General features: G+C 35.0%; 19 protein-coding genes and 1 riboswitch. Of the genes, 7 read left to right on the top strand and 12 right to left on the bottom strand.

The annotated features are described in order from the left end of the window. Positions 1-90 precede the first annotated feature (90 nt). Positions 91-1008, top strand: a complete 918-nt coding sequence (locus AC5YC8_RS06445; protein WP_496117986.1) for a LysR family transcriptional regulator — start codon at positions 91-93, stop codon at positions 1006-1008. A gap of 70 nt (positions 1009-1078) precedes the next feature. Here the strand turns inward: AC5YC8_RS06445 and lpxB are convergent, their stop codons facing one another. After that, positions 1079-2248 (bottom strand): lipid-A-disaccharide synthase, encoded by a 1170-nt coding sequence (gene lpxB, locus AC5YC8_RS06440; RefSeq protein ID WP_496163963.1) that lies wholly within the window; start codon positions 2246-2248, stop codon positions 1079-1081. A 591-nt stretch (positions 2249-2839) separates the two neighbouring features. On the opposite strand from lpxB, the gene AC5YC8_RS06435 reads away from it, so the two are divergent. The 3 genes from AC5YC8_RS06435 to AC5YC8_RS06425 all read left to right on the top strand — a co-directional run bounded on the left by AC5YC8_RS06435 (position 2840) and on the right by AC5YC8_RS06425 (position 5562). Beyond that, a complete protein-coding gene (locus AC5YC8_RS06435; RefSeq protein ID WP_496163962.1) occupies positions 2840-3730 on the top strand; it encodes a sulfite exporter TauE/SafE family protein in 891 nt (296 codons plus the stop codon). A 127-nt stretch (positions 3731-3857) separates the two neighbouring features. Further along, the gene (locus tag AC5YC8_RS06430; RefSeq protein WP_496118047.1) at positions 3858-4949 is read left to right on the top strand and encodes a 3-deoxy-7-phosphoheptulonate synthase; all 1092 of its coding nucleotides are present in this window, start codon (positions 3858-3860) and stop codon (positions 4947-4949) included. An 88-nt stretch (positions 4950-5037) separates the two neighbouring features. After that, on the top strand, positions 5038-5562 hold the full coding sequence (locus AC5YC8_RS06425; RefSeq protein ID WP_496117995.1) for a protein tyrosine phosphatase family protein: 525 nt from the start codon (positions 5038-5040) through the stop codon (positions 5560-5562). Here the strand turns inward: AC5YC8_RS06425 and ispF are convergent. Then, positions 5550-6038, bottom strand: coding sequence for a 2-C-methyl-D-erythritol 2,4-cyclodiphosphate synthase (gene ispF, locus AC5YC8_RS06420; RefSeq protein WP_496163961.1), 489 nt, complete (start codon positions 6036-6038; stop codon positions 5550-5552). The two genes, AC5YC8_RS06425 and ispF, sit on opposite strands and share 13 nt — an antisense overlap. 95 nt (positions 6039-6133) lie before the next feature. On the opposite strand from ispF, the gene AC5YC8_RS06415 reads away from it, so the two are divergent. Then, entirely contained in the window at positions 6134-6784 is a 651-nt protein-coding gene (locus tag AC5YC8_RS06415; RefSeq protein WP_496163960.1) for an A1S_1983 family putative colistin resistance protein, read from the top strand. 51 nt (positions 6785-6835) lie between these two features. On the opposite strand, the gene AC5YC8_RS06410 is transcribed toward AC5YC8_RS06415, so the two are convergent. Beyond that, complete coding sequence (locus tag AC5YC8_RS06410) at positions 6836-7744, bottom strand: AEC family transporter (protein WP_496163959.1); 909 nt, start codon at positions 7742-7744, stop codon at positions 6836-6838. Between the two features lie 118 nt (positions 7745-7862). Between AC5YC8_RS06410 and AC5YC8_RS06405 the strand changes: the two genes are divergently transcribed. Next, positions 7863-8747: a LysR family transcriptional regulator gene (locus tag AC5YC8_RS06405; protein WP_496164145.1), complete on the top strand. Its 885-nt coding sequence runs from the start codon at positions 7863-7865 to the stop codon at positions 8745-8747. A 14-nt stretch (positions 8748-8761) separates the two neighbouring features. Here the strand turns inward: AC5YC8_RS06405 and AC5YC8_RS06400 are convergent, their stop codons facing one another. From AC5YC8_RS06400 to pyrG, 7 genes are all read right to left on the bottom strand, one after another. Next, entirely contained in the window at positions 8762-10006 is a 1245-nt protein-coding gene (locus AC5YC8_RS06400) for a D-amino acid dehydrogenase (protein WP_496163958.1), read from the bottom strand. 139 nt (positions 10007-10145) lie between these two features. Next, positions 10146-10235, bottom strand: a riboswitch (glycine riboswitch). 221 nt (positions 10236-10456) lie between these two features. Continuing rightward, a complete protein-coding gene (gene rodA, locus AC5YC8_RS06395; protein ID WP_496118006.1) occupies positions 10457-11593 on the bottom strand; it encodes a rod shape-determining protein RodA in 1137 nt (378 codons plus the stop codon). A 112-nt stretch (positions 11594-11705) separates the two neighbouring features. After that, entirely contained in the window at positions 11706-12419 is a 714-nt protein-coding gene (gene ispD, locus AC5YC8_RS06390) for a 2-C-methyl-D-erythritol 4-phosphate cytidylyltransferase (protein WP_496163957.1), read from the bottom strand. Continuing rightward, positions 12388-12780, bottom strand: coding sequence for a septum formation initiator family protein (locus tag AC5YC8_RS06385; RefSeq protein WP_496118010.1), 393 nt, complete (start codon positions 12778-12780; stop codon positions 12388-12390). The genes ispD and AC5YC8_RS06385 overlap by 32 nt, the downstream gene beginning before the upstream one ends. Positions 12781-12787: 7 nt before the next feature. Next, positions 12788-14077: a phosphopyruvate hydratase gene (eno, locus tag AC5YC8_RS06380; protein WP_496118012.1), complete on the bottom strand. Its 1290-nt coding sequence runs from the start codon at positions 14075-14077 to the stop codon at positions 12788-12790. A gap of 59 nt (positions 14078-14136) precedes the next feature. Further along, complete coding sequence (kdsA, locus tag AC5YC8_RS06375; protein WP_496163956.1) at positions 14137-14994, bottom strand: 3-deoxy-8-phosphooctulonate synthase; 858 nt, start codon at positions 14992-14994, stop codon at positions 14137-14139. 32 nt (positions 14995-15026) lie between these two features. After that, positions 15027-16667 carry a CTP synthase gene (gene pyrG, locus AC5YC8_RS06370; protein WP_496118016.1) on the bottom strand — a complete coding sequence of 547 codons (1641 nt, stop codon included), beginning with the start codon at positions 16665-16667 and terminating at the stop codon, positions 15027-15029. A gap of 227 nt (positions 16668-16894) precedes the next feature. Between pyrG and AC5YC8_RS06365 the strand changes: the two genes are divergently transcribed. Then, positions 16895-17299, top strand: a complete 405-nt coding sequence (locus tag AC5YC8_RS06365) for an internalin (RefSeq protein ID WP_496163955.1) — start codon at positions 16895-16897, stop codon at positions 17297-17299. A 65-nt stretch (positions 17300-17364) separates the two neighbouring features. On the opposite strand, the gene AC5YC8_RS06360 is transcribed toward AC5YC8_RS06365, so the two are convergent. Both AC5YC8_RS06360 and AC5YC8_RS06355 read right to left on the bottom strand, forming a co-directional pair. Next, positions 17365-18450 (bottom strand): YheT family hydrolase, encoded by a 1086-nt coding sequence (locus AC5YC8_RS06360; protein WP_496163954.1) that lies wholly within the window; start codon positions 18448-18450, stop codon positions 17365-17367. 72 nt (positions 18451-18522) lie between these two features. Then, a complete protein-coding gene (locus AC5YC8_RS06355; RefSeq protein ID WP_496163953.1) occupies positions 18523-18924 on the bottom strand; it encodes a nuclear transport factor 2 family protein in 402 nt (133 codons plus the stop codon). Positions 18925-18978: the final 54 nt, after the last annotated feature.

Raw genomic sequence — 18978 nt, 5'->3', positions numbered from 1 at the left:
CAGCATCCTTTTATATATTTACTAGAAATCCTTTACATACATTAACTCGAAAACTAATATGAATGAAATGATTTGATTCAATACAACACTATGAATAATACTCATAATATAAATACGATTGATTTATCACTTTTTCATAAAATAGATATCAATTTATATCCTCTGTTTATTGCTATTTACGAGCATAAAAACATATCTAAAGCAGCACAAATATTATGTATTAGTCAGTCTGCAGCAAGTCATGCTTTACAACGATTAAGACAGCAACTACATGATGATTTATTTGTACGTGCAAATAATCAAATGCTGCCAACTCCTTTTACTGAGCAAATTTATCCATCTATTAAAAATGCTCTTTCTGCCATTCAAAGTATTTCTTTTCAAAAACAAGAGTTTGAGCCAAATATGGTAAAGACCTTAAAAATTGCAATACATGATGAAATTGAACCGATGATTTTTCCAAAATTGGTTCAACACTTTCAACAGCATAATTTAGATATCCAATTTTTAAGTAGTAAGCTAGATCGCAAAACAGTTTTAGCAGATTTAGCCTCTCAACAAATTGATTTTGTAATAGATTTAGAACGCCATTTTGATGAAAAAATTCAGTTTACTCCCCTAATTTCGGACTATTTTGTTGCATGCTCACAACTCAAATATATTGATCAAGAGATTTATTTAAACTCACCTCATATTGGTGTTTCTTCACGTCGCGTAGGTATGCTGGTTGAAGATATTTATCTTGCGAAACAACAATATTCCAGACAAGTTTTTTTGCGCTGTCAGCATTACTCAACAGCATTACAAATTTTGGAACAATATCCTCATGCAATTTTGACCATTCCTAAGAATGTCTTAATGCATTTACAATTTTCAAATAAGCTTAAATTTTTTGATGTTCCTGTGGACATTCCTGAATTGAATGTTGGGATGTATTGGCATAAAGATTTAGTTGAAAATAGTCGGCATAAGTTTTTAAAAAAAGAAATAATTCATATTTTTGCTTAGGCTATTTTGTATTTATTCACTCATAAAAAAAATCGAGCACTTTGGCTCGATTTTTAATTACTATATAAACTTAGAGTAAATTTAAAATCACTTTTACTGGATCTTCATTATTTCCTGATAAGAGTTTTTTATGCATGGTTAGGTTCTGCATCACTTGAATCTGTGCGGTTTCGTCATTCATGAGCTTTTCAATTTCTGTTGCCAATTGTTCAGGTGTTGCATCATCCTGAATCAACTCTTTAATAATTCTCTTACCTGCAATAATATTAGGCAAAGAATAATATGGAATTTTAATTAGCATTTTAGCAATAACATACGTTAACCAATTCAACTTATAGAACGTCACCATAGGTCTATGTAAAAGCATAGCCTCTAATGTTGCCGTACCTGATGCTAAAGCAATGATATTCGAAGCATTCATCACCTGTCGTCCAATTTTAGACTCCGTATGATTATTTTCTAAAAGCTTCACATTTTGCTTAAAATTTGATGGATATTTTTCCAATAATGCTTCTATTTGCTGTTTTCGTGCATCATTAATGGCAGGAATAAGAAATATGTATTCAGGATGCTTTTGATAAACAATTTGAGCTGCATCTAAAACCAAAGGTCCAAGACGTTCAATTTCCCCACGGCGACTTCCCGGCAACAAAGCAATATGCTTATCATGCGTATTTAATCCTAGTTCCTCTTTTGCAGCTTGAATTGGATTTTCTAAAGGCAACTGACTTGCCAACGGATGTCCTACAAATGCGGCAGGTACATCAAATTTTTCATAAAAAGATTTTTCAAATGGAAATAAACAAAGCACTAAGTCAATTGACTTTTTAATGCCGTGTACACGCCCTTGACGCCAAGCCCAAACAGATGGACTTACATATTGAACTGTTTTAATCGGTAAATTTTTTTGCTTAATCGTTTTAGATAAACGTAAATTAAAATCTGGCGCATCAATACCAATAAAGATATCTACAGGATTTTTAGTCCACTTTTCAACTAACCCATCCCGTACAGCAAAAAGTTTTTTAATATCTTTAAGGACTTCCACAATCCCCATAACAGATAAAATATCCATTGGATAATCACTTTTGAAGCCTTCAGCAATCATTTGTGGACCACCAATACCCTCAAATTCTGCATCAATACCTTGCTCTCGAAAACTACGCATTAATTTAGCTCCGAGTGTATCTCCCGAAACTTCACCAACCACGATTCCAATTTTTAGCTTCCGATTTTGCAAGTGTCTATCCTTTACTTTTGATATTTATTTCAATTTTAGCATAGACTTCAAAATCAATAACTACTTCGCCTTCTATTCTTATTTTATCTAGATAATTTTTTCTATTTTATGGCTAACATTTACAAACGTCATACCACTTACGTATCCCATTAAAGCATTTTATATTCATCGACAAAGTGGTTCATTTCGATATTAATTTTATTAAGTTTTGATCTCTTTTATATATTTTTTTCACCTTAGCTAAGCCATTAATTCTATATTTTTTATACGATTTATTGAAAATAAAACTCTTAAATAAATAGACCTCATTACGTGATCTAAATCAAAATAACAATTCTATTTTCATTAAGTCATAAAGTACTGCATTCACGCCAATCATATCTAATAGTCCATTTTACTTATTAAAATCACGATAATTCCACTTACTTTCAATCAAATATGCACCGTATATTTACTACAATCTTTAGGCAATATTTGAAAACCCTAATGTATCTTTATCTTTTTTACTCATAAGCAAATCTATAATCAAGACAACAGCTTATCTATGAAAGTCATAAGATATGCACGTTTTTTCATAATTGGCATTTTTTCATGGCTGGTCCGATCGAGTTTATTTTAGCAGGTGTTTTAGTTGGTTTCTGTGTAGGAATAACAGGTGTCGGTGGTGGTTCACTCATGACGCCAATTCTAATTAGCCTTTATAAAATTGAACCACATATTGCTATTGGTACAGATTTACTTTATGCCGCAATTTCTAAGTTTTGTGGTTCTTTAGTACATGCAAAAAAAATGAATATTGTATGGCCAATTGTCATTTGGCTTGCTGTAGGAAGTATTCCAGCATCTTTTGCAACACACTGGGTATTAGAAAATTATTTAAGTCAATCTGCAAACTATAAAGCTGTTTTAACTACAGTATTGGGTTTCATGCTTACACTGACAGGTATTTCAATTGTCTTTCGTGGCTCTATTGAAAAATTCTTCAATAAATTACGTAAACAAAATCAAACAGAACTCACAAATGATATTGATGCCATAAAACAACAAGCGAAACGTAAACGCCCATATATTATTTTCATGGGAATTGTACTCGGTGTATTTGTGACATTATCTTCAGTAGGTGCAGGTGCTTTTGGCATTATGGCGCTTATTCTAATGTTCCCTAATTTACCCATGATTCGTATTATTGGCTCAGATGTTGTTCACGCTGTACTACTCACCTTAGTTGCAGGTTTAGGACACATGAGCTCAGGCAATGTAGATTTTGCCTTACTAGGATGGCTACTGTGTGGCTCTATTCCAGCTATTGTAATAGGAACTTTAATCAGTTCTCGTATGCCTGAAAAAATTATTCGTAAAATTTTAGGAATTACCTTATTTGCTATAGGTATTAACTTTATGATTAACCCTATAAAGTCAAAACCAGTTGAAAAACCAACCAGCGCGATGATTTTAACCATTGAAAAAACACAGCTTGGTTAATTTAACTTACAGATTCATCACTTTTTTTTCAAAGTAGTATTCGTCTTTTTTATAACAAAATTGCATAGCATTCATGTTATATTCGGACTATTAAACAACCTCTTGTATGATCAAACCAGTGACGGCAATGAATACACTACAGTCAAATCAAATTACACAGCCAGACATCGATGACGTGAATATCAGTAATATTCAACCACTTGTAACTCCAGCACAATTAAAAACTGAACTACCTTTGACTGAAACTGCCTATCAAACAGTATTACACGGTCGTGAGACAATTCGTAATATTCTAAATGGTCAAGATAAACGTCTTTTTGTTGTGATTGGTCCATGCTCTATTCATGACCCTGTTGCAGCACATGAATATGCAGACCGTTTAAAAGTATTAAGTGAAAAAGTAAAAGATACTTTATACATTGTTATGCGTGTTTATTTTGAAAAACCACGTACAACTGTTGGTTGGAAAGGTCTTATTAATGACCCAGACATGAATGATTCATTCAATATTGAAAAAGGTCTTCGTTTAGGTCGTAAGCTTCTTGTTGAATTAAATGAAAAAGGCTTACCTTGTGCAACTGAAGCACTCGACCCTAACTCGCCACAGTACTACCAAGATTTAATTTCATGGTCTGCAATTGGTGCACGTACAACAGAAAGTCAAACACACCGTGAAATGTCTTCAGGTCTTTCATCACCTGTTGGCTTTAAAAATGGTACAGATGGCGGTTTAACAGTTGCGACAAATGCAATGCAATCGGTTAAACATAGCCACAGCTTCCTTGGTTTGAATGAACAAGGTCAAGTTTCTGTTATTCGTACTAGTGGTAACCCATACGCACACGTTGTTTTACGTGGCGGTAATGGTAAACCTAACTATGATGCAGGCTCTGTTGCTGAAGCTGAAGCTGCCCTAGCTAAAGCAAAAGTAAGTAACAAAATTATGATTGATGCAAGCCATGCAAACTCAAATAAAGACCCGTACTTACAACCTCTTGTTCTTAGAAACCTGACAGAACAAATTTTAGATGGTAATAAATCTATTGTCGGTATTATGGTCGAAAGTCACCTAAAAGGTGGTCGTCAGGATATTCCTGAAAACTTATGCGATCTTGAATATGGCAAATCAGTAACTGATGGCTGTATCGATTGGGATACAACTGAACAAGCTCTTTTAGAAATGGACGCTGCACTAAAAGACGTACTACCAAACCGCTAATTTGTACAAAAAGTTTAAAATGCCATCTTTATGATGGCATTTTGCTTTATAGTAGTATTTTTATATTACTCTTATAGAAGCAATAATTATGAATGAAATAGCGAATAAATTATGTGAAGTTTCAAATTTTCAATTTATTCATGATCATTTATTTAGTTCTGGCCAACCTACAAGAGAGCAACTTCAAGCCATTAAAGAATATGGCGTAACTTCTGTTATTAACCTTGCTTTAGCAGATGCTGAACCACGTTTAGAGCAAGAAGATCGTATTTGTTTAGAGTTAGGCTTAAATTATTTTCATATCCCCGTACTTTGGGATACCCCTTCAGATGATCAATGTCTTTTTATTTTAGACCTCATCAATCACCTTGTACAAACTCAAATGGTTTGGATTCACTGTGCAAAAAACTATCGTGTTGCAAGTTTAATGTATTTATATCGCCAATATTATATGGATATTGATATGCCAACTGCACAAGAAGAATTGCATAAAATTTGGGAACCGAATGAAACCTGGACAGGTCTTATTCATGCTGTTGCTTTACAACTTCAAGGTCGTAAAGCAACACAAGACCTGCAACAAGAGCTAGCTCATTCAGATCATTTAGAATGAGCGATCAGCACTGTTGCTGTAGATAAAATTCCTTCCTGACGTCCTGTAAATCCAAGTTGTTCTGTCGTTGTTGCTTTAATACTAATTTGAGTAACATCGACATCTAAAACATTTGCAATACTTTGACGCATTTCTAAATTATGTTTTGCTAATTTTGGACGCTCACATGCAACCGTAATATCTGCATTATTCAAAACATAGCCACGGTCTAAAATCAGTTGATATACATGTTTTAAAAGGACTTTACTGTCTGCACCTTTAAAATTTGGATCTGTATCTGGAAAATGCTGACCAATATCACCCAAAGCTAATGCACCTAATAAAGCATCACATAAGGCATGTAATACAACATCACCATCTGAATGTGCTTTTAAACCTTGCGTGTGAGGAATTTGAATGCCCGCCAGAGTAACAAAATCACCCTCTTCAAATGCGTGAACATCAAGTCCTTGTCCAATTCGAATTTGTGCGACCACATCTGGCTCCTTAATAAATAAATTTTTGAAATCTTGTATTCATGCTTTCTATTTCGATATAGTAAGCATATAAGCGAATTAAAGTATAAGCGATCATGCTGTTGAAAACAGACATTAATCTTTTTAAATATTTAGGCTCAACTTTTATTTTGGGATGTATATATTCATCTTCATTATTTGCACAGGGTTTAAATTGCTCAAATACTGATGATTCTTCTTTAAAGAAAATATGTTCAGATAAATATTCAAAAGAACTTCACTTATTTAAAGAAAGTACATTAAAAACAAACTTGATTACAGATGCTCCAATTCGCTTAATTCAAGATACTGAAAAACTTTGGTTGCAACAGCTAAAACAATGTAAAAGTTTTGATTGCTATAAACAGCAGTTTGATGCTCGTTTGGAACAATTAAACTTTTACACATCAATGAATCAAAGCTTAACGCAGCACTACCTAAAATATGAAAATGGTAAAATTGCAGCACAACCTATTCATCTACAAATTCACCAACTCACGAAAAACAATATCAAAATTGAAGGTATTGCATACCGCAATCCAAACAATAAATTAGAAAAGCAAACTATTCCCTTCTTAGCTTATTCAACAACTGAGAAAAAAACTGAAATTACAAATAATGAAAATGACTGTAAATACACATTTAATTATACGAAAGCCTATTTACAGGTCAAAACTTCACAAAAAAAATGTGAAAGATTCTCTGGTATTTATAGGCTTTATGATTAAGAAATATAGTTAAAAGCAGGTGATTTCACCTGCTTTTTCAAAAATAATCCCTTAAAAAATAAAATACAAAATAATAGGCAAAGTAAATGCGGCAATCACTGTTTGCAAGCTAATGACTCCTGCCATTAATTGGCTATTTCCACCTAAAACTTTAGTTAAAATATAGGATGATGAAGCTGTTGGTAAGGCAAAAAATAAGACTAAAACTTGCATTTCAAGTTGAGGAATATTTAAAAAACTACATGTAAAATATGCCAAGGTTGGCATAATTAATAACCGTGAAAAAGTATTGACCCATAAAGATAATAAGTTTGAGCCTAAATCTTTAAAGCTTAATGCAGCCCCTACACACATTAAACCTAATGGCAAACTACACACAGCTAACTGCTTTATAAATGCAGATAAACCACCCCACAACTGCAATCCACTTAAATTAAATATTCCACCAACTAATGCACCTAAAATTAATGGATTTTTAAGCAAAGAAATTGCAACTTGTAATAAGTTCATTTGCCCTGAATTTGTCAGTGCTAATACAGAGAACACATTAACAATGGGAATACCTAAAACCAAAAGAATGGCAAAAACAGTCATCCCTTGTTGGTGAAATAATGAAGCAACTACAGCTAAACCTATATATGAGTTAAAGCGTAAATTACTTTGTACATATACCCCAAACTGCTGAGCTCTCGTTTTATAGACTGCTTTTAAGGTATACAATGCAACTAGTGCAATAATAAAAACAATTGAAATAGTCGCAATTACATTTTGAATTGCATTTAATTTAATATCCGCTTCTGCCAAATTTGAAAATAGCATGACAGGAAAAAATACATAATAATTAATTTTTTCGGCATTTCTCCAAAAGCTATCTTCAACAAAAACCGTTCTTTTTACAATATAACCCATGGCAATGAGAGCAATTAATGGAAACAGTGCAACGAATATAAGTAAAGACATGATATGGGATTAAATTTTCTTGAATATGTTGAATTCTATTTAAAAATAATATTACATTAAACTTATAAGTACTCATATTTATATGAGCTTTCACTCATCTTGAATGAAAAATTTAAATATGACATTTACACAACTTAGTATCTTTTCCAAACTGGCTGAATTACAAAGTTTTACGCTTACAGCAGATCACTTTCAAATTTCACAATCTGCTGTTTCTCATACCATTAAAAGCTTAGAAAAAGAATGGAATTTGCAACTTTTTAACCGCCATCAAAATGAAGCTAAGCTAACCGAGCATGGACTAAAACTACTCATTAAAGCACGTGAAATTTTAAATTTGAATCAAGGTTTACAACAAGAAATCGATGAAATTCATGGTATCCATCACGGTACTTTACGTATAGGCTCATTTGGAACCTCATCTTCTATTGTTCTTATTCCTTTAATTTTAGAAATTTATAAACAACGCTACCCCAATATTGAAATATTTATTGAAGAAGGAAGTGATCAAGATATCAGCTCATGGTTAATTAACCGTAAAATAGATATTGGCTTTGTTGTATTACCCGATGAACGATTTGACACCATTCATATTATGGATGATATTTTTGTTGCATTAATTCCACAACATTATGAATTGGCAAATAAAAAGTCTATTGAACTACTTGATCTTGTGCCACATCCCTTTTTAATGACGGGTGCAGGCAGTCAACGCCATGTTGCTAATATGTTTAAAAAATTAGGCTTAACACCCTATATTAAATGCAATTTTTCTCAACTTCTCACGATTATTAATATGGTAAATTCAGGTGCGGGGGTTTCCGTTGTTGCAGATATGGCACTTAATAAAAACCTACTAAACCTCTATCCCAACATTGTAAAAAGACCACTTTCACCAAATATTAAACGCTCAATCGGACTTGCTGTTAAAAATAAAGCCTATGTTACACCAGCAACACAGGCTTTTATTAATATTGCTTTAGAGGTTTTAAAAGACCAATAAAGCTGTTTAACATTTTATACAGGATGCTTAACCGCAATAAGCTGACTCACCATCGCAGCAGTTACCGCAGACAATGTCCAACCTAAATGCCCATGACCTGTATTATAGAATACACGTTCACGCTTGCCCTCACGAACTACAGGCATCATATTTGGCATCATTGGACGCAAACCTGACCAAGGCACTGCATGTTCTGTAGATACATCAAAGTTACGATTCACCCAATCCGTTAATGGCTGAATTCGGTCTGCGCGAATATCACGGTTATATCCATTATATTCCGCAGTTCCTGCAATACGGAAACGATCAGCACCTAAACGAGATGTCACAATTTTTGCGCTCTCATCTAGTAAACTTACCCAAGGTGCATTTCCCACACTCTTCGCATCGTTTAGGTTCACCGTAATTGAATAGCCTTTTACTGGATAAATATTAACGCGATCACCCAACATCTCTGCAAGTTGATAACTACCAACACCACCACAAACTAAAATAGCATCTGCATTTAAAGAAACAGATTCTGAAGCGGTATCATGCATATTTTCCGAGCTTGGACGATAAATCACTTCAACACGATCTGCATGATGTTTAACATCCGTTACATCTGCGCCAAATACATATTTAACACCTTTTTTTTCTGTAACTTTTGCTAAGCCTGTCGTGAATCGATGAATGTCACCTGTGGCATCACCAGGACAATAAAAACCACCATAGTAGTCACCCGTTAAGGTCGGCTCAATTTCTTTAATTTCTTGATTGGTCACACCGTGACGTTCAAGACCTGCTTGACATAGCATTTCATTGACTTTAATTGCCACATCATAATCAGCTTTATTATGATAAAAATGTAGAATGCCTCGTTTTTCTAAGTTGAAATCGATATTTTCTTCATCGGCAACTTCAAATAAACGCTTACGTGCAAGTAAAGCCAAACGTACTGTTTCATGAGTATTGGCTTCATAGTGAGGAATATTTGCCATAAACTCAAATAACCAACTATATTTATGTAAGCTAAAAGATGGATTGAGTAAAAGTGGAGCCGACTTTTGCGACATCCATTTGATACCCTTTAAAATCGTTGATTTTTGATTCCAAACCTCAGCATTACATGCTGAAAGCTGACCACCATTTGCAAAAGACGTTTCCATTGCAGGATATAAATGTCGATCTAAAACAGTAACTTGATAACCAAGCAATGAAAGTTCGTAAGCTGATGTAACACCTGTAATACCAGCACCAATTACAATAATATGTGGCATAAGCACTCCTTTGGACGCTCTGTTCCTTGTGTATGCCCCATCTGTCATTTGTACCTGAGAGCTTCGATTCAACATTTATTACAAATGATAAACCTTCCCCTTCGGTGAGTGCCTTTATATGCACTTCTCTCCAGATTTTTTGATTATTACAGTCCTTTTGCCTGAGAGTTTCCTGGGGTGTTGCTCCTTCGGCGAGCACAGAAGAGTGCTTCTCTCCTGCAATAATCTATTTTCATTTTACGAGCAATTCTTATACCAATTTAAAATTTAAATTATTTTAATTTCTAAGATGTCTAATTTAGGCTCAAAACAAGCTTATAGATTAAGCAATACAAATTCAATAGCCCACTATCGAACTATTGTTACAACTTAAGTCGATAATATTAGAGATTAAATCTATTTCTCAGATACAAAAAAAGCCCTTATATAGGGCTTTTTAATGAAAATGCTTTATTTGTGTGTGTGAATAGACATCACGATACCCATACTAGCAAGCAAGCTAATTACAGCTGTACCACCATAGCTTAGTAAAGGTAAAGGATCACCTGTTACGGGTAAAATACCACTCACCATACCTGAGTTTAAAAATACAAAGAAAAAGAATGTCAGACCAATTGCACCTGCCATCAATCGACCAAAATTGTCATAACTATTCATGCTGATATATAAGCAGCGAAAGATAATTGCGGCATATAAACTAAATAAAAGAAACACGCCAATAAAGCCAAATTCTTCTGAATAAGTCGACAAAATAAAGTCTGTATGATGTTCTGGCAAATACCCCAAATGCGACTGAGTTCCCTCAAGGAAACCTTTTCCGAGCAAGCCACCCGAACCAATTGCAATTTTAGATTGAATAATATTCCAACCAGCACCTAGAGCATCTGCTTCAGGATCGAAAAGAGTCAAAATACGTTTTTTCTGATATTCCTGTAAAACAAACATCCAAATCACAGGCATGGTGATTGCAAACGCTGTAATCGCACCACCAATCAATCTCCAAGACATACCACTTAAAAATAGTACGAAAACACCTGGAATAATTAATCCAATATTTAAATCTGGCTGCAATAACACCAAAATAAATGGCACCATCATAATAATAAGTGCAATTACAATATGAATTAACTTTGGAGGAAACGAACGTTTCGCGAAATACCATGCCATCATTAGAGGCATTGCAAATTTCATGACTTCGCTGGGTTGCATACTTCCTATACCAGGCAATGTAATCCAACGCTTTGCACCTAAACGAGTTTCACCAATCACAAAAACCAACAACAGCATAAATATACCAAACAGATATAAATATGGACTAATCGCTTGGTAAACTTTAGGTGGAACTTGCGCACACAAAAACATAATAATGAAACCGCTACCAAAGCTAATTGCTTGGCGTAGCAACATTCCAGAATCTGCTGCTGTTGCGCTATATACAACCATTAATCCCAAAGCAGCATTTAAAATTAGAAAGCACAATAACCATGGATCTAAATGTAACTTAGTCCATCTTGATGATTTTTCATTAATGCTTCTACCGTCACGTAAAGCATGACGTAAAAAACGATACTGTTGCGATGGTATCATTGATATGCAATTATTTTAAAACTGAATGAGCTAATTATAGGAGCAATACTCATAGCTGTGAATCACAATTAACAGTCTTATGATTGATAATTGCTTTAATAAATCTATTTTTCTAATTTTGTGATTGTAAAATCAACGAAGCTAACACCAAATCATCTGAATATGTGATTTTAATATTATCCGAGCGGCCTTGTACAACTTGCACTTTGTGTCCGACATATTCTAATGCACTTGCTTCATCTGTAATGACAATATCATTCGCTAAAGCTTTTTCAATTGCATTCTTTAACACACCCAAACGTGCAATTTGTGGCGTTTGTGCTTGCCATAAATGATCTCGGCTTACCGTCTTATCAATATTCGGGTATTGATCTACATATTTAAGCGTATCTCTAACTTGAGTCGCTAAAATTGCACTCGTATTATTTACTATTGCAGCTTCGACTAATTCTATTAATGATGACTCACTTACACAAGGTCGTGCCGCATCATGCACAAAGACCCAATCATCTTCTGAAGCAATTTCACATAAATAATTTAAGGCATTTAAGACAGAATGAACACGCTCTTTTCCACCACAGCAAAAATGTGCTTTTTCTGGATGACTAAGTGGCAATTTTTGAGCAACATGATCATGTTCACCAATGGCAAGTACATAACCCGTCAAAGGCAATGTATTTAAACGTGCAACCGTATGTTCAAGAACAGTCTTACCTAAAATATTTTGATATTGCTTTAATTCGGTTTTAGAAAAACGACTACCTGAACCAGCAGCAGGAATAACAGCCCAAAGTTTATTGGATTGGAGGTAATTCTTCTGATTCATTGGTTCTTGAGTCTGTATTTTGATATGGATTTACGTATAGAGGTTTATATTGTGTACTAATTGTACTCATTTGAATAAACGTTTCATGTGGTTTAACTAGACCTAAATCTAAACGCGCATGTTCTTCGATCGCTTCAACGCCATTTTTCAAGTCATAAACTTCAGCAGCTAAAATACGATTTCGTTCTTTTAATTCTGTATTCAATTCACGTTGTTGTTCTATTTTTTGGCTTAATTTTTGATGCTCCAATGCACCGCCTTCACCAAAATAATAGGCATACTGAAACCCCGCAATCAAAATGATTGCGAGGCCCAATAACACTTTACTCGAAATTGAGTCGAATAAACGTAGTATTAACATATATTGCTTAGTTTAAACCTTTAAACTCAGCTTTACCGCGATAAGCAGCATTAGTCAACTCTTCAATACGAAGCAATTGGTTATATTTCGCTACACGGTCAGAACGGCAAAGTGAACCAGTCTTGATTTGACCTGCACCTGTACCTACAGCTAAATCAGCAATAGTCGAATCTTCAGTTTCGCCTGAACGGTGTGAAATCACTGTAGAGTAACCATTTTCTTTTGCAAGATAGATTGCATCTAAAGTTTCAGTCAACGTACCAATTTGGTTGTACTTAATTAAGATTGAGTTACCAACTTTTTCATTGATACCACGTTGTAAAATCTTAGGATTTGTAACGAACAAGTCATCACCAACCAATTGGATTTTATCACCAAGGATTGAAGTTAGGTAAGACCAACCTTCCCAATCAGACTCATCTAAACCATCTTCAATAGAGATAATTGGATATTGGTTTACAAGACCTGCAAGGTAGTCAGAGAATTGGTTGCTTGTGAATGCTTTGTTGCCTTCACCTGCAAGAATGTATTGACCATCTTTGTAGAATTCTGAAGATGCACAGTCAAGCGCAAGCATAATGTCAGAACCTGCTTTGTAACCCGTTTGACCAATTGCTTCAAGAATTACAGTAATAGCTTCTTCGTTAGAACGAAGGTTTGGCGCAAAACCACCTTCATCACCAACTGCAGTGTTTAAACCTTTTTTGTTTAAAACTGATTTTAAAGAATGGAAGATTTCAGCGCCAGCGCGTAAAGCTTCAGAGAATGAACCAAAACCAACAGGCTCAATCATAAATTCTTGAATATCAACATTGTTGTCTGCATGTGAACCACCATTGATGATGTTCATCATTGGTACAGGCATAGTCAAAATTGAGTTATTGCGAAGGTTAGCAATATATTGGAACAAAGGAATTTTTTGTTCTTCAGCAGCAGCACGAGCAGCAGCTAAAGATACGGCTAAAGTCGCGTTTGCGCCTAATTTTTCTTTGTTTTCAGTGCCATCTAAAGCAATCATCGTATTATCGATATCTTTTTGCTCAAAAACAGACTTACCAACTAAAGCATCACGGATTAAAGTGTTTACGTTGTTAACCGCAGTTTTAACACCTTTACCTAAGTAACGAGCTTTATCGCCATCACGAAGTTCTAAAGCTTCACGAGAACCAGTTGAAGCACCAGATGGTGCACATGCACGGCCAACCACGCCAGATGCTAAGATTACGTCAGCTTCGATGGTTGGGTTACCACGAGAGTCCAAAATTTCACGTGCACGAATGTCAACGATTTGACTCATGAACAATTCCTCTGTTGATTAATAACACGATGCTTTAGAAGGCATCATTATGTATCTAATTAATGAGTATCTAGCTTTTTAAAGCCTTTTACTAAAGTATCTAATTCTTTAAGCTGAGCTAAGAATGGTTCAAGCTGCGATAAACGCAACGCACATGGACCATCACACTTCGCTTTTTCAGGATCTGGATGAGCTTCTAAGAACAAACCAGCCAAACCTGTTGCCATTCCCGCACGCGCAAGCGTTGTAATTTGCGCACGACGACCACCTGCAGAATCTGCACGACCGCCTGGAGTTTGAAGTGCATGAGTCACATCAAAGAACACAGGAACATTCATTTCTTTCATTGTGTCGAAACCAAGCATATCTACAACTAAATTGTTGTAACCAAATGCTGAACCACGCTCACAAATAATGAGTTTGTCATTTCCTGCTTCTAAACACTTATGCAAAATATGGCGCATTTCATGTGGAGCAAGGAACTGTGCTTTTTTAATGTTGATAATGGCTTGAGTTTTTGCCATTGCTTCAACTAAGTCAGTTTGGCGACTTAAAAATGCAGGAAGTTGAATAATATCTGCAACTTCCGCAACAGGAGCAGCTTGGTAAGGTTCATGTACATCTGTAATGATTGGTACATTGAAGTGTTTTTTAATGTCAGCTAACCACTCGATCCCTTTTTCTAGGCCTGGACCACGAAAAGAGTTTAAGCTTGAACGATTGGCTTTATCAAAACTTGCTTTGAACACGTAAGGAATTCCTAAACGTGTACAAATATCAACATAAGTCTCAGCAATTTCAAAAGCTAAGTCTTTTGACTCAAGTACGTTCATTCCGCCAAATAATACAAATGGTAAATGATTCGCCATTTGTATATCGCCAAGGGTTATTATTTCTTGTGGTTTTAATACTGACATTTAAACTTCCCTAGTTTGTTCTCAAAATCCAATTATTTAGCTTTGTTGTATTGCTGTTTAGCAGCATCAATAAAGCTTGCAAATAATGGATGTCCATCACGTGGTGAACTTGTAAATTCTGGATGGAATTGTACAGCGATAAACCAAGGATGAGCAGGAATTTCAACAGTTTCAACTAAACGCTGTACTGGTGAATAACCAGAAATTTTCATTCCTTTTTCTTCAAGAACAGGAATAAAACGATTATTCATTTCATAACGGTGACGATGACGTTCGATAATTTCATCAGAGCCATACACTTCAGCAGTTTTAGTACCCGCAACCAATTCAGACTTCTGTGCACCAAGACGCATTGTACCGCCAAGGTCAGAATCTGCATTACGTTGTTGCACTTCACCACGTTCATCTAACCATTCAGTAATTAAACCGATCAATGGAGATTTAGTTGAACGGTTAAACTCTGTAGATGTCGCATCTGTAATACCAGCAACATTACGTGCATATTCAATTACAGCCAATTGCATGCCTAAACAAATACCTAAGAATGGTACTTTGTTTTCGCGAGCAAATTGAATTGCTTTCATTTTGCCTTCAGTACCGCGCTCACCAAAACCGCCTGGAACTAAGATCGCGTCAGCATCTTTTAATACTTCTGCAACATCTTGGCTTTCAAGCTCTTCAGCATTAACGTAGTCAATTTGAACTTTAACGCGGTTTTTAACGCCTGCGTGTAAAAGTGCTTCGTTTACAGATTTATAAGCATCTGGAAGTTCAACATATTTACCAACCATTGCAACACGCACTGTGTATTCAGGGTTTAAAAGTGCTTCTACTACGTTATCCCAGTCAGTTAAATCTGCTTCTGGAAGATCGTTAAAGCCAAAACGCTCACAAATTAAATCATCAACATTTTGTTCATAGAACGTACGTGGAATTTGATAAATTGTACGTGCATCTTTACATACAACTACGGCACGTGCTTCTACGTTTGTAAATAGTGCAATTTTACGTGTTGTGTCAGCATCTACATCGTATTCTGTACGACAGATTAAGATATCTGGCTGAATACCAATAGAAAGCAATTCTTTAACAGAATGCTGAGTTGGTTTTGTTTTAAGTTCTGCTGCAGATTTGATATATGGAAGCAATGTTAAATGCATTAACATTGTGCGCTTATGACCAAGCTCAACCATCAATTGACGTACAGATTCCATAAATGGAAGTGATTCGATATCACCTACTGTCCCACCAATTTCTACAATTGCAACATCGTAACCTTCGCCTGCGCGAAGAACACGTTCTTTAATATTATCCGTAATATGTGGAATAACTTGAACTGTTCCACCTAAGTAATCACCACGGCGTTCTTTATTTAATACGTCTTGATATACACGACCAGATGTAAAGTTGTTTAACTTTGTCATCTTCGCACGACGTAAGAAACGCTCGTAATAACCTAAGTCTAAATCAGTTTCAGCACCATCCTCTGTGACAAAAACTTCACCATGCTGGAATGGGCTCATTGTCCCTGGATCGACATTAATGTATGGATCCATTTTGACCATGGTTACTTTTAAACCACGAGCTTCTAAAAGTGCAGCAACTGAAGCAGCTGAAATACCTTTACCTAGTGATGATACAACACCACCAGTAACGAAAATAAAATGGGTCATTGGATTTCTCATACAGACGAGCCTAAATCGGCTAACAATGTTGTGCGATTTTACTTTACCTTGTACCCATAAAGCAAAGTCATTCCGCATCTATTCTTCGATCATTTGACAATTGATCAATTTATAATCACTTTTTAGATTGTGTTATTCCTTTCATTTATAGGATTTTCATATTTTAATTTACTGTTATAATAACAAAATCCATTCAAGCTACTATTTTTACCATTATGAATAAAAAACTTTTAATTTGTGCGGCAATTGCTACAGGCTTATTATTAACAGCATGCGTAAAAAAAGAAGCGCCTAAAGAAGAAGATCAAACTGATGTAGCATCATCTGAACCTGTAAATCTTCAACCACTAGAACAACCGAGTGTAGAAACAACTTTACCAGAACAAGAGTCTATTCAGATTGAACGTATTGAAACTGAAAATACAACAACTGAAATCCGTCGCTCTGTTCAAGAAACTGAATCAACTCAAGCTTCTGAAACGGCAAACGACACACCTGTAACACCTAAAGTTGAAGATAAACCAACTCAACCTAAAGCAAACCACACTTCAGGCTCACAGTCTGAAGATGATGCTGTTGCAGCAGCAATTGCAGCGGCTACTCCTGCTTTAGAGAACTAAGTTGTAATGATATAAAACAACCTAAATTCAATAAAAAAGACTAGCAAAAGCTAGTCTTTTTTACATTAATTATATTTTTGCAAGAAATCTGCTATTAATTTTGCCGCCCAAGAGCGTGTATTTATCCCTTCATAAAATCCGCAATGACTTCCTTTTTTGGTGGTAACCACTGCGACATAATCCATTAATTGAATCGTTTTTTCATAGGGATAAAAATTTTTAATATGACAGATAGGGTCATCTTCTGCATTTAGAATCAGCAGCGGAACTTTAACATTTTCAAAAACATAAATAGGATTGGTTGCCAAACAATAGTCAGCATAACTGTTATAACCTGCTAACTCATAATAACAACGCTCAAACTCAGCCAAATTTTTTGACTTCAAAACATTAGCAACCGATTCTGTCGCTTTCCATGTTTCACGATATGGCACAATGAAATTTTTAAATAACTTTTTAGTCATGATCTTGCTATAAACAGGATGAATATTTACAAAACCCAACTCTGTGTTATAGCCCGGACACAAAGCAAATGCTGCTTTGAATGGAGTCTGATCACCCACTTCCCCTAAATAACGAACAAGTAATCCTGTTCCAGCCGAAGAACCAACACCATATAAATTTGATTGCGGATACTTTTTTTGAATGTGTAAGATCTGCTCTTTTAAATCTGTAGTTGAACCAAATAAGTTCATTTGCGGAACAGATAATGGTAAACCTGCATGCCCACGGCGTAAACACAATGCAATACGCCAACCTGTGTATTTATGCAAATCACGGATTAATTCACGCATACTTTCAGGCGTACCTGTAATGGTATGCATTACAACAATTGTTGGAGCATTGGATGGTAAATCCAATCCATACCATGCAATTCCTGTAACTCCTCCATCTTTCATACTCATTTGTTCAACTAAATCATATTCAAGATGAACAAATCGTTTTTTAATTACATCAAAATATAATAAATGTGCATGTGTATTACTTAACCAAGGCGTTGGTCTATATTTTTTAGATAACTGAGGTAATTGTTCAAGAACATTCTTTAAATAACCATCAGATTTATAATAAAGTTTAGGAACTTCCGCCCCTGTTACTTTATCCAATACTTTTAAAGATACTTTTCGAGCTTTTTTCAAAATCAATTTCATATGATTGATCTACAACAATCCCATTTAAATTTATGTTCAAAAAGCATGCCTATTACAGAACATAATGCAAAATTACATCATACTTTGCATGCGTTGCCCCATCAAAACAGCCAAAGCCTCCAATCCACTTTTCGGTCGGATCATAACCTCAAAATCTACAATTTTCCCATGTTCATTAAACTGGATCATATCGATACCTTTTAGTTTCTTTTCACCAATATTTGCTGAAAATTCAAGCACAGCACTCAAACCATCCTCACTAAAAAACTCTCGATGATAAGTAAAGTTTTCAAATACTTGAATAACATTACTTAATATAAAAAACACAATTAGCTTTCCAGAATAAGGGCTATAAGCCACTGGCGATCTGAACACGACCTCATCATCAAGCAAATCATTCAACACACTCATATCTCGCTTTTCTAGCATTTCATGCCAACGTGCTATCGCCATTTTTGTTGTCTGAATTGTCATTTTTAAACATCCTTTTTTATTTTAAAACTATAAAAAAACTCAACTAAAACATCA

It is taken from the genome of Acinetobacter sp. FY731, from assembly GCF_059515905.1.
The sequence above is the reverse complement of the archived record's forward strand: the minus strand, read 5'-3'. Positions and strand labels throughout refer to the sequence as shown.

Excerpts from the sequence above, each read along its gene's own strand:
- AC5YC8_RS06445 (WP_496117986.1), top strand. The coding sequence starts at position 91 with ATGAATAATACTCATAATATAAATACGATTGATTTATCACTTTTTCAT.
- AC5YC8_RS06435 (WP_496163962.1), top strand. The coding sequence starts at position 2,840 with ATGGCTGGTCCGATCGAGTTTATTTTAGCAGGTGTTTTAGTTGGTTTC.
- AC5YC8_RS06430 (WP_496118047.1), top strand. The coding sequence starts at position 3,858 with ATGAATACACTACAGTCAAATCAAATTACACAGCCAGACATCGATGAC.
- AC5YC8_RS06425 (WP_496117995.1), top strand. The coding sequence starts at position 5,038 with ATGAATGAAATAGCGAATAAATTATGTGAAGTTTCAAATTTTCAATTT.
- AC5YC8_RS06415 (WP_496163960.1), top strand. The coding sequence starts at position 6,134 with ATGCTGTTGAAAACAGACATTAATCTTTTTAAATATTTAGGCTCAACT.
- AC5YC8_RS06410 (WP_496163959.1), bottom strand. The coding sequence starts at position 7,744 with ATGTCTTTACTTATATTCGTTGCACTGTTTCCATTAATTGCTCTCATT.
- AC5YC8_RS06405 (WP_496164145.1), top strand. The coding sequence starts at position 7,863 with ATGACATTTACACAACTTAGTATCTTTTCCAAACTGGCTGAATTACAA.
- AC5YC8_RS06400 (WP_496163958.1), bottom strand. The coding sequence starts at position 10,006 with ATGCCACATATTATTGTAATTGGTGCTGGTATTACAGGTGTTACATCA.
- rodA (WP_496118006.1), bottom strand. The coding sequence starts at position 11,593 with ATGATACCATCGCAACAGTATCGTTTTTTACGTCATGCTTTACGTGAC.
- ispD (WP_496163957.1), bottom strand. The coding sequence starts at position 12,419 with ATGAATCAGAAGAATTACCTCCAATCCAATAAACTTTGGGCTGTTATT.
- AC5YC8_RS06385 (WP_496118010.1), bottom strand. The coding sequence starts at position 12,780 with ATGTTAATACTACGTTTATTCGACTCAATTTCGAGTAAAGTGTTATTG.
- eno (WP_496118012.1), bottom strand. The coding sequence starts at position 14,077 with ATGAGTCAAATCGTTGACATTCGTGCACGTGAAATTTTGGACTCTCGT.
- kdsA (WP_496163956.1), bottom strand. The coding sequence starts at position 14,994 with ATGTCAGTATTAAAACCACAAGAAATAATAACCCTTGGCGATATACAA.
- pyrG (WP_496118016.1), bottom strand. The coding sequence starts at position 16,667 with ATGACCCATTTTATTTTCGTTACTGGTGGTGTTGTATCATCACTAGGT.
- AC5YC8_RS06365 (WP_496163955.1), top strand. The coding sequence starts at position 16,895 with ATGAATAAAAAACTTTTAATTTGTGCGGCAATTGCTACAGGCTTATTA.
- AC5YC8_RS06360 (WP_496163954.1), bottom strand. The coding sequence starts at position 18,450 with ATGAAATTGATTTTGAAAAAAGCTCGAAAAGTATCTTTAAAAGTATTG.
- AC5YC8_RS06355 (WP_496163953.1), bottom strand. The coding sequence starts at position 18,924 with ATGACAATTCAGACAACAAAAATGGCGATAGCACGTTGGCATGAAATG.